At 47.1% G+C, this 7,030-nt stretch carries 10 protein-coding genes and 3 tRNA genes; 3 read left to right on the forward strand and 10 right to left on the reverse strand.

Features of this window, described 5'->3' with window-relative positions:
• Positions 1-55: 55 nt before the first annotated feature.
• From PSI23_RS05880 to PSI23_RS05890, 3 genes are all read left to right on the forward strand, one after another.
• Positions 56-131 (forward strand) — tRNA-Gly (locus tag PSI23_RS05880).
• A 5-nt stretch (positions 132-136) separates the two neighbouring features.
• Positions 137-210 (forward strand) — tRNA-Cys (locus PSI23_RS05885).
• 6 nt (positions 211-216) lie between these two features.
• Positions 217-303: transfer RNA gene (locus PSI23_RS05890), tRNA-Leu, on the forward strand.
• 132 nt (positions 304-435) lie between these two features.
• Here PSI23_RS05890 and PSI23_RS05895 read toward each other — a convergent pair.
• The 10 genes from PSI23_RS05895 to PSI23_RS05940 all read right to left on the reverse strand — a co-directional run.
• The gene (locus PSI23_RS05895; RefSeq protein WP_273554210.1) at positions 436-1,452 is read right to left on the reverse strand and encodes a tyrosine-type recombinase/integrase; all 1,017 of its coding nucleotides are present in this window, start codon (positions 1,450-1,452) and stop codon (positions 436-438) included.
• Positions 1,445-1,675 (reverse strand): DUF4224 domain-containing protein, encoded by a 231-nt coding sequence (locus PSI23_RS05900; protein ID WP_273554211.1) that lies wholly within the window; start codon positions 1,673-1,675, stop codon positions 1,445-1,447. The genes PSI23_RS05895 and PSI23_RS05900 overlap by 8 nt, the downstream gene beginning before the upstream one ends.
• Positions 1,676-1,766: 91 nt before the next feature.
• Positions 1,767-3,149 carry an SNF2-related protein gene (locus tag PSI23_RS05905; RefSeq protein ID WP_273554212.1) on the reverse strand — a complete coding sequence of 461 codons (1,383 nt, stop codon included), beginning with the start codon at positions 3,147-3,149 and terminating at the stop codon, positions 1,767-1,769.
• A gap of 9 nt (positions 3,150-3,158) precedes the next feature.
• Entirely contained in the window at positions 3,159-3,338 is a 180-nt protein-coding gene (locus PSI23_RS05910; RefSeq protein WP_273554213.1) for a hypothetical protein, read from the reverse strand.
• Entirely contained in the window at positions 3,335-3,610 is a 276-nt protein-coding gene (locus PSI23_RS05915) for a hypothetical protein (protein ID WP_273554214.1), read from the reverse strand. Before PSI23_RS05915 ends, PSI23_RS05910 begins: the two co-directional genes overlap by 4 nt.
• Before the next feature lie 23 nt (positions 3,611-3,633).
• Positions 3,634-3,957, reverse strand: coding sequence for a dATP/dGTP diphosphohydrolase domain-containing protein (locus PSI23_RS05920; RefSeq protein ID WP_273554215.1), 324 nt, complete (start codon positions 3,955-3,957; stop codon positions 3,634-3,636).
• Positions 3,954-4,220: a PDDEXK family nuclease gene (locus tag PSI23_RS05925; RefSeq protein WP_273554216.1), complete on the reverse strand. Its 267-nt coding sequence runs from the start codon at positions 4,218-4,220 to the stop codon at positions 3,954-3,956. Before PSI23_RS05925 ends, PSI23_RS05920 begins: the two co-directional genes overlap by 4 nt.
• Positions 4,180-4,419: an ANR family transcriptional regulator gene (locus PSI23_RS05930; protein WP_273554217.1), complete on the reverse strand. Its 240-nt coding sequence runs from the start codon at positions 4,417-4,419 to the stop codon at positions 4,180-4,182. Before PSI23_RS05930 ends, PSI23_RS05925 begins: the two co-directional genes overlap by 41 nt.
• A 14-nt stretch (positions 4,420-4,433) precedes the next feature.
• Positions 4,434-6,494 carry a DNA polymerase gene (locus tag PSI23_RS05935; RefSeq protein WP_273554218.1) on the reverse strand — a complete coding sequence of 687 codons (2,061 nt, stop codon included), beginning with the start codon at positions 6,492-6,494 and terminating at the stop codon, positions 4,434-4,436.
• Positions 6,487-7,030: Nmad5 family putative nucleotide modification protein (locus PSI23_RS05940; protein WP_273554219.1), on the reverse strand; the 544-nt coding region annotated here is incomplete at its 5' end. The genes PSI23_RS05940 and PSI23_RS05935, both read right to left, overlap by 8 nt.

Here is a 7,030-nt window from a genome sequence, read left to right on the forward strand (position 1 = left end):
AATGGCACATGAGGTTTACGAAACTAATTAAGTAAATCAAGCAGTTCGAAGAAAAGCGGGAATAGCTCAGTTGGTAGAGCACGACCTTGCCAAGGTCGGGGTCGCGAGTTCGAGTCTCGTTTCCCGCTCCAAAAAAGGCGCGTTGGCAGAGTGGCCATGCAGCGGATTGCAAATCCGTTAACCTCGGTTCGACTCCGGGACGCGCCTCCAAATTCAGCCCAGGTGGTGAAATCGGTAGACACAAGGGATTTAAAATCCCTCGGCTGTAAGGCTGTGCGGGTTCAAGTCCCGCCCTGGGCACCATATAAAAACTTGCTTAAGTATCAGCGAGTTAGCGTTAAGAAAAAGCCACCTTTAAGGTGGCTTTTTTATGACTCAAATCACCTTTCACTATTTGTTCACTATATCTTTTCACTATATTTCTTGGCCTCCAATTTACTTTTTTTGACCCCCAACGACAGGCACAACATTCACTTTTCGATCGTACCTTGCCGTTTGAGTGATGTTTTTATGTCCAGTGATTTGTTGTTTTTCCGACAACGAGCCTTCGAGGTCAGATACCCCTTTTGCCTTCAGATCATGGAATGTGAAGTTAAAGTCCAATTCTGAAAACGTTTCTTTCGCGATGTTTCTTGCTTTCTTCCAGCGGCTGTTAAAACCATCACGCGTATATTTTGAGCCTTTGCGCTGGTGGAGTACATAGATGCTGCTAACCCCATTATCTAATGGTAACATTTTGCTCATCGCGACGACATTGTCTAACCGTTCTGTCCATGCTTTGATTTGGGCAACACCCGTTTTACCCTGGCGAATGAAGATGCCTTCTTCTTGTACCTGCGCATAGGTCAGCGACAGTACGTCAGCCTGTCGGGTGCAACACAGATACGCCAGCTCCATCGCCACTTTAACTATAGGCGGTGCTATGGAGTAGAGCGCATTGTACTCTTCATCGGTGATATATCTATCCCGCGGTATTTCTTTAAACTGGCGTACCCCTTTGCACGGGTTGCTGCTCACAATGCCGCGTTCATACCCCCAACTAAATACACGGGACAAGAAATTTTTCTCTCTGTTGGCCTGTGTCTTGGCTTTCAATCCGCGCTTATCCATGTATTTACGAATATGTTTCGGTTGAATGTTATCCGGTAGCATATTCCCAAATACAGGCAATAATTTGCCCGCATACTTCCGGTAATCTTTTTGGGTTTCTTTCGCCAGGGCTGAAAAATCGGCAGAGAACAGAAACGCATTCACCAGACCGTTCAGCGTCTCTTCATTTTTCTGTTCAGCGAGCATTTTTTCATACGCTACCCACACCTCTGCCTGTGTTGCGGAAAAATCACATAGCCGGATTGTCCGGCTGTCATAGGTCTGAAACTCAAACGCTGATCGTCCCCGTCGAACGCGCGGCGGCATCCAGTTATCTGCGGGATTTTTACGTTTTCTACCCATCTAGCGCTCCGAAGTTAGGTTCTTGAGGGGCAGGAGCATAGTTTCTAATCCGTTGTGACATCGGGTTATTAAAATGCTCCCATGTGGTTCGGGGTTTCCCGTCCCGGCGGACAATAAAAAATATGCCGGCTTCTTTTAGTGCTGCACACTGCTTAGACGGGATTTGGTAGCCAGTGATTTCGGCCATATCTGCATCGCTAATGATGCCTGTTTTCACATCCATATTGACCTCGATTATCTATTAACCGTTCGGATTGAACATCACCGTTATATAAACGGTGTTGCAGAAATTTTGTTGCGGAATGTTACTATAATTACTGTTTCTTCATAGCCTCTAATAAAATATCCTGTACTTCCCGCTTAGAATTACGCCGTTCCATTACCAATTCATCCATCGTGCCGTGAGCAATAATGTGATGAACAAACACAGGGCGGTTGTGTCCGGCTTGTATCTGTCGGGTAGGGCCGATACGTTCAATGATTTGCTGGTACTGCTCTAAGTCCCACCAGTGAGAGAAAAATACCAGAATGTTGCCGCCGTCTTGCAGGTTTAACCCGTGTCCGGCGCTGGCAGGATGGGCGAACATGACGGGGATCTTTCCGCTGTTCCAGTCGCGCAGAGTTTGTGGGTTATCGTCTAAGTGCTTCCCTTTCGGAAATGCTTTTAACAGCCGCGCTAAATCGTGTTTCCAATGATAGGCAACGAGTACCGGCATTCCGGCAGATTCATAGATGATGCTGTCCAATGCCTGTAACTTACTGTCGTGCAGTTCCTGCCACGTGCCGTTCTCGTCGGTATAGATAGCACCGCTGGCGATTTGCAGACATTTAACGGTCTTGGCCGCTGCGTTCGGGGCTTCAATGCCGACGCCTTCCAGCTCCAAGAACATTTCTTTTTCCATCGCCTTATACTGCTGATGGACTTTGGACGGCAGATCGATACGAATAACGTTGTGAATGGGTTCTTCAATATCGAACCAGTCCGCCGCATCGAGTGAGATAGTCACATCGTTAAGTGCGGCTTGTATTTGCTCTTGGGCGAAGTCCTTCGGTTTCAAATCGGGCCAGTGTTGCCCCGGTCGTTGGAAATTGTTAAACCAGCGCGAAGTAAAGGCACTGTATGTCCGGCCTAGACGTTCACCCTGATCGACGAACCACGCTTGCCCCCATAAATCCAGTAATCCGTTAGGGGCAGGCGTGCCGGTTAAGTTGACCCAGCGGTGTATGTGCTTGTGAGCAACCTTGGCTAATGCCGCTGCGCGCTTACCGCCCTTGCGTAACCTGAACGATTTGAGCCGTGTGCTCTCATCGGCAATGACGGTGGCGAACGGCCATTTATCCCCTAACGTTTCCACCAGCCAGACGAGGTTATCGTAGTTGGTGGTAAAGACACTGGCGTTAGTATTTTTAAGCGCTTCCATGCGCTCTTTGGCTGAACCGACAATCGGTTGTACTTCGATATTATTTAAGTGACTCCACTTCTCCGCCTCATCCGGCCACGTTGACCGAGCAACGCGTAATGGCGCTAATACCAGTGTCGGTTGGGTTTCCATCCCCACCAGGTATAAATCTTCCATTGTGGTTAATGTTGCTACCGTTTTACCCATGCCCATACCCGCCCAAATATTTGAGCGGGGGATATCGAGCTGGTGGTTGATAATGAGGTTTTGATAGGGGCGGGGTGTGAATGGCTTCATACTTTGCCCTTAACTTGCACGTGCATTAATATTACCGGCGCTCGTTTCTTTGAGTGTTATTACCATTCCGTCTGTCTGAACGAAATAGAGATCGTTTTTGGTTTTATCAGTCTTTTCTATAAAACCTTTTACTACATCCAAAATAACACTAATATTGGCATCATTAGACGCTTCAATTTGAATTTTCATTTCGGTTCTCGTATTTTATAAATGGAGTTTTGGGTTTTTATATACCCATCGGCTTTATAGGTTTCGGTATTTATCACTAGCGATGTAATTATTTCATCGCCATCGTTAAAACGTTTTTTACTATCGTTAAATATTTTTCCAAATGCGACCGCTTTACCATCCGCACTCTGCGCGAAATCGGTTAATTCTATTTCTGCGGTATAAGCGATATGTCGTGGTGAGATTTTATTAATGTATGCAGCGAATGATGATTCTTCATTAAATTCGTTCATTTTGATTTCCTCTAATTAACATTTTAACTACGGATTTTAAATACACGTTTATTAATTAATTTATATTTTGGTTCTTTATCAAACCACGTTAAAAATAACAGACAACACGTTGCGTGAGACAAATGTGATAATCCGCTCTCGGAATCTACTTTCTCGCCTGATCGATACGCCAATAAATGCCTCATGGCTGCATCAAAATATCGTGTTTCAGCGTCAGGAACATTTTTCCAATTATCGGGTGCATATTTTTGTGCACCAAATTCGAGAACATTAATTATTTCTAACAACGGGTCTAGTGGTAGTAAACTGAATCGGGGCTTATTACCGTCGAGCTTAACACTAGTCATAATATTCCCTCCACATCTTTACTATCCAAAACCACAACTGAACAGCCTAATGCCCTAAGCCGTTCGTGTTCCCGTAATTGCTCAGGGCGGGGTTTTTCGCCGGGTGCTTTGCATTCGACAAAAATTACTCGCCCACCGGGTAAAATACAAATTCGGTCAGGGATAGAACGGCGACCGGGCGAAACGAATTTATAGGCAATACCTCCGGCTTTTTTCACTTCATTAACTAAATGTCTTTCTATTACATCCTCTCTTGTTTTCATTTAATTTATCCCTGTGGTATTGTTTCAAACAAAAATCAGAACGAATTTCCGCCCACGCAATATTTAAGGTATTTCGGGAATGGCGGGCGGCTTTATTCCACACTTTCGATGCCCGTAAATAATCGCCTTCGCGTTCGATTTGCGCAGCCTCTCGCGCAGACCGAAAATATAACGGGCTGTCTCGGTATTTATATGCCATAGGGCGAGCCTTATTTAATCCTTTCTATATCGGTATGCTTCAAACCCGCCAGCACTCAGAGGTAAATCCGGTGCCCAATCGGGATTTGTCGCTAACAATGAACTAAGATGTTCGTGAGAGTAATCGGGAGTATCGGGTGCCTCAGTCAAAACCTCGTCGTGCACGGTCAGTACAATGTCATAGCCTGCGGCCTCTATGCGTGGCATGTTGCCCGCCAGCACATCACGCGCGGCGGCCTGAGTGACGTTTTCGACCAGCTTTCCACCGTAGGTTTTGAGCCGTTGCCATTTGCGGCTGTACGGGTTGGTGCCCATGTAACTGATTTGCCCGTTGTCGAGACGGGGTGAGGGATAGCACACCGCACGGCCGGACGGTAAGACCACACGAAGCCACGCCCCATCACGGCGGACACGTAACTTACGGCAGGGGATAGTGACACTGGGTGAACTGATCGCCCGTTTTACTGCTTCTTCCAGTTCATACCAGAACGGCACCGTTGCGATGTGGGCATTGCGCCACATGCGCTTGAGTGAGTCGCAGGTAATAAAGACACGTTCGCTCAGGCCGTAGGTCTGGTTCTGTTCGACTGATTTCTTGTACCAACTCATTGCATCCCGCTGAATTTTTACCGGGATATTCGGCAGTGCGGCAGTGGCCAGTTCTTCTAGGTCTAAAGCATACGTGAGGGCGAATGTGACAAACGCCGCGGTCCCGCCGGCATACCCTAGTCCCAACTCCATCACTTTACCTATCTGGCGCTGGTCTTTTGTGACATCATCCGGTTCAATGTTGAATGCACGGGCATAAGCCAGTTTGTAGAGGTCTGCGCCTGTGCCATTGTCATTATCCCGAAATGCCTGTAACTTCCATTCCTCACCCGCCAGCCATGCGAGCATGCGCCCCTCGATATTGGACAGGTCGCTAATAACTAGTTTTTTACCGTTCGGTGCAATGATAACGCCACGTATTGCTGAGCTGGTCAGTTCCATGACGTTATCGAACAGCAGATCGGCGCAGTCAGATTTTAGTGCCTCGATGCCAATATCAATAATGTTCTGCTTCAGTGTAGGTCTTGGTAAATTTTGCGGCTGGAATAGGCGACCTGCCCAACGTCCGGTGCGTGATGCACCGCAAAATTGCAAAGTGCCACGTAATCGGTTATCGGCGCTAATCCCGTTCATCAATGCCTTGTACTTACTGGTGCTGGTGGTACTGGCTTGCAAACGAATAGATAACAGTTCACGCAAGGCTAATGGGATATCGGGATCGGCAACCCGACGTTCCAATGTGCTTTTTTGCATATCGGGCAATTCAACCCCGAACGCCGTTGTGATATGTCTTAACATGGCATCACGTTGAGTCGCTGCCTGTACGTCACCCTCGGTCATTTCCTGTGTGCGTTTTGCCAGCCGCTTTTGTTCTTGATCTACCGCATCAATCGCGGATCTGGCTAACTCAATGTCCATGCGCACACCACGATCATTAATTTGTTGGTCACGGTGCCAGAGGGCTAACTCAACACCCTGATAGTTCCACTTGGGCAGGCGCTTATGTACCTCGCGCATGGCTTCAATATCCAGCCCCGCGTAAGACACAAACCGTCGCCATTCTTCGGGGTGGGTCTTGCGGGTCGCACGGCGAATGGCGACGTTTTTCGGGCGAGGCTTGCAGAATAATTGGATTAACGCTTTACCCTTTTTGTCTTTCGCTTTATCTGACGGAATACCCAGCACCTCACACAGTGCACCTAATGCGCCGGGTAAACCGTGTGCCAATGCCTGCACCATCGTGTCTTGCCAGCGGGTAATTTCCAGATGTAAATGCGGCATGTCATGCCGCAGGATGGTACGGTCAAAGTGGCTGTTATGGGCGAATAAAATAACGGTCGGATCGAGTAACGTTTTACGTAATTCGACTGGCATGGGAACACCGCTTGTGACATCCCATACCTGAACAGGATTATTGTTGACCGCCCATGCAAATAGCATAATTTCCGCGTGTTCAGCGTAGGCGTGAGTACCATTTTTAATCAGTATGTCACTGTAGGTTTCGAGGTCGAGCCACAATTTATCCATTGTCCGCCTCAGTGGGTAGCCCTATTAATGCGTTTAAGGCTTCACGGCGAACGGCAGGAACCGGAGCAGCTTTCACCGTGTCTTTAGGCAATAACTCAGCGGCTTCCGGCCATTCTGCTAATAGGCGTTTCACCGAGCGGACTTTTAATAATGCAGATTCTACATTATTGGTGATATCTTCCCGCTGGTTATTTAATTCTTCGTGACGTTTTTCCAGTTCATAGAATTCATTAACCAGCGGGTTATCGGCTAATAATGTGGTCATTCTGGGTGTTATTTTATATATGTATTCCCGTTTGTCATAATACCGTTCGCGTGCCCCGTTGAAATACGCAACAACACGACTACCTGCTAAATTAATTTCTATAAAACTGTATTCACGAACTGGGAATTCGTCTAATCGCATAGACTCAGGTATTTTATTCGCCAGTGTTTTTATTTCTGAAATAATATCGTTTATCCCCGAATCCATATTTTCGCCGCCGATGGCTTCTATTCTTACTTTTTCAGCCCAATCCGCACGGTCTTTATAAAGT

Origin of the sequence: Xenorhabdus yunnanensis, from assembly GCF_028598805.1 — a bacterium.
GTDB classification, from domain to species: domain Bacteria; phylum Pseudomonadota; class Gammaproteobacteria; order Enterobacterales; family Enterobacteriaceae; genus Xenorhabdus; species Xenorhabdus yunnanensis.

What these genes read in the sequence shown, in the direction of transcription:
- PSI23_RS05925 (WP_273554216.1), bottom strand. Translation starts at nt 4,220, where the DNA reads ATGAAAACAAGAGAGGATGTAATAGAAAGACATTTAGTTAATGAAGTG.
- PSI23_RS05930 (WP_273554217.1), bottom strand. Translation starts at nt 4,419, where the DNA reads ATGGCATATAAATACCGAGACAGCCCGTTATATTTTCGGTCTGCGCGA.
- PSI23_RS05920 (WP_273554215.1), bottom strand. Translation starts at nt 3,957, where the DNA reads ATGACTAGTGTTAAGCTCGACGGTAATAAGCCCCGATTCAGTTTACTA.
- PSI23_RS05935 (WP_273554218.1), bottom strand. Translation starts at nt 6,494, where the DNA reads ATGGATAAATTGTGGCTCGACCTCGAAACCTACAGTGACATACTGATT.
- PSI23_RS05900 (WP_273554211.1), bottom strand. Translation starts at nt 1,675, where the DNA reads ATGGATGTGAAAACAGGCATCATTAGCGATGCAGATATGGCCGAAATC.
- PSI23_RS05910 (WP_273554213.1), bottom strand. Translation starts at nt 3,338, where the DNA reads ATGAAAATTCAAATTGAAGCGTCTAATGATGCCAATATTAGTGTTATT.
- PSI23_RS05905 (WP_273554212.1), bottom strand. Translation starts at nt 3,149, where the DNA reads ATGAAGCCATTCACACCCCGCCCCTATCAAAACCTCATTATCAACCAC.
- PSI23_RS05915 (WP_273554214.1), bottom strand. Translation starts at nt 3,610, where the DNA reads ATGAACGAATTTAATGAAGAATCATCATTCGCTGCATACATTAATAAA.
- PSI23_RS05895 (WP_273554210.1), bottom strand. Translation starts at nt 1,452, where the DNA reads ATGGGTAGAAAACGTAAAAATCCCGCAGATAACTGGATGCCGCCGCGC.